This is a genomic window from Acidiphilium sp. PM (assembly GCF_000219295.1).
GTDB lineage: Bacteria > Pseudomonadota > Alphaproteobacteria > Acetobacterales > Acetobacteraceae > Acidiphilium > Acidiphilium multivorum.
In genome coordinates this window covers 1-2202 of record NZ_AFPR01000603.1, presented here as the reverse complement: position 1 = coordinate 2202, position 2202 = coordinate 1, and the positions used below count along the sequence as shown (strand labels likewise).

The window sequence follows — 2202 nt, the reverse complement described above, 5'->3', positions numbered from 1 at the left end:
ATCCGGTGCCGGGTGTGGATGTGCGGCGCATGGCCGAGGCCGCCGCCTGCGCCTCGCTCGGCGACGAGACGCCGGAGGGGCGGTCGATCGTGCGGCTGGCGCGGGAGGAATTCGGCGTCGATCCGGTGCTGCCGGACGGGGCGGAAATCGTGAAGTTCAGCGCGAACACAAGGCTTTCGGGCATCGATGCCGGCGAGCGGCACTGGCGCAAGGGGGCCGTGGACTCGATCCTCGACCTCGTGGGCGGCGCCGCGCCGGACGCCTTCGGCGCGGCGGTGGACCGCATCGCGCGCGCCGGCGGCACGCCGCTCGGCCTGATGGCGGAGGGCGCGCTGCTCGGCGTCATCGAGCTGAAGGACATCGTCAAGCCGGGGATCCGGGAGCGGTTCGAGGCGCTGCGGCGGATCGGCATCCGCACCGTCATGGTCACCGGCGATAACAGGGTGACAGCGAGCGTGATCGCCGCCGAGGCCGGTGTGGACGACGTGATCGCGCAGGCGACGCCGGAGGACAAGCTCGGCTATATCCGCAAGGCGCAGGCCGAGGGACGGCTGGTCGCGATGTGCGGCGACGGCACCAACGACGCGCCGGCGCTGGCGCAGGCTGATGTCGGTGTCGCGATGCAGACCGGCACGCAGGCGGCGCGCGAGGCGGGCAACATGGTCGATCTCGACAGCGATCCGACCAAGCTGATCGAGATCGTGCAGATCGGCAAGCAACTGCTGATCACCCGTGGCGCGCTGACGACGTTCTCGATCGCCAACGACATCGCGAAATACTTCGCGATCCTGCCGGCGATCTTCGCAGCGAGCTACCCGCAGCTCGGCGCCCTCAACATCATGGCCCTGGCCTCGCCGGAAAGCGCCATTCTCTCGGCGGTGATCTTCAATGCGCTGGTCATCGTCGTGCTGGTGCCGCTGGCGTTGCGCGGCGTTGCCTTCCGGCCGATGGGGGCGGCGGCGCTGCTGCGGCGCAACCTGCTGATCTACGGGCTTGGCGGCATCGTCACGCCGTTCGTCGGGATCAAGGTGATCGACCTGATCCTGAACAGTTTCCACATCTTCAGCTGATCGAGCGAGACCGTCATGTTGCGCGAACTCCGCCCCGCGTTTTCCCTTGTCGTCCTCTTCACCCTGCTGCTCGGACTGGCAGCACCGCTGGCCGTGACCGGGCTGGCGCAGCTCGTCTTTCCCTTCGAGGCGAATGGCAGCCTGATCCGGGTTCATGGACAGGCGGTCGGCTCGGCGCTGATCGGGCAGGATTTCCGGGGGGCGCAATGGTTCCATTCCCGTCCCTCGGCGCTGACGGGGACGAATGCGAAAGGCCAGACCATACCCACGCCCTATGACGCCTCGGAATCCGGCGCGTCCAATCTCGGGCCGACCAGCAAGGCGCTCGTCGCCCATGTCACCGCGCGGATCGCCGCCTATCGCAAGGCCTATGGTCCGGGGCCGGTGCCGGATGATGCGGCGACCTCGTCGGGGTCGGGGCTCGATCCGGACATTTCGCTGGCGAACGCGCTGCGGCAGGCGCCCGCGGTGGCGCGGGCGCGGGGAATGCCGGCGGCGACGGTCGAGCGCCTGGTGCGCCGCCTCGCGGTGCGGCCGGCGTTCGGCGTGATCGGCACCGCGCATGTCGACGTGCTGCGGCTGAACCTCGCTTTGGCCAGAAACAGCCAGAAATGACGGATTTCATGCTGCGATGCCGGATAAACGGAAAGCCGCCGTGGGCAAGAAAAGACATCAGATGCCGCACGTTCATTCGCTGGAAGTTGTGCCACGTATAACGATGCGGCTTTTCACGGTCTGGGCCATCATGTGGTTGATGGTATTTTCGATAGTCATATTTTATTTGATGAATAGGAAAATTGGCATAGGAGAAAAAAATTTACTGGAGTCAAGCATTTTGCCATGGATTGTTGTTTCATCGTCGATATTGATGAGATTGCTTTCGTTGAAAAGGCATATCAACACAAAATTTTTTTCTGATTATCTTTTCAGGATCGTTCAGCCATTTATTTCCATTATGGTTATCGAATATTCAATTTTATTTTTGACAAAATATAAGCCGATTTTTGTTGAAATATTTATTTGTTCGACGGTGTCCATCCTGACAATCATAATAAGTCTTGTTTCTTTAATACTGTTATCATTTTTTTCTTTCAAATTATACGGCGCCGAGCTTCCCAATCCATGGGAGTGA

At 61.7% G+C, this 2202-nt stretch carries 3 protein-coding genes; 2 read left to right on the top strand and 1 reads right to left on the bottom strand.

Going from position 1 to position 2202, the window contains the following annotated elements; all coding sequences use genetic code 11:
• Positions 1-1070 (top strand): potassium-transporting ATPase subunit KdpB (gene kdpB / locus APM_RS19355; RefSeq protein WP_007425089.1); only part of this gene is annotated, 1070 nt, incomplete at its 5' end.
• Positions 1071-1085: 15 nt separating this feature from the next.
• Complete coding sequence (gene kdpC / locus APM_RS19350) at positions 1086-1685, top strand: potassium-transporting ATPase subunit KdpC (RefSeq protein WP_007425088.1); 600 nt, start codon at positions 1086-1088, stop codon at positions 1683-1685.
• 321 nt (positions 1686-2006) lie between these two features.
• On the opposite strand, the gene APM_RS22445 is transcribed toward kdpC, so the two are convergent.
• A partial coding sequence (locus APM_RS22445; protein ID WP_206740709.1) for a hypothetical protein occupies positions 2007-2202 on the bottom strand: 196 nt, incomplete at its 5' end.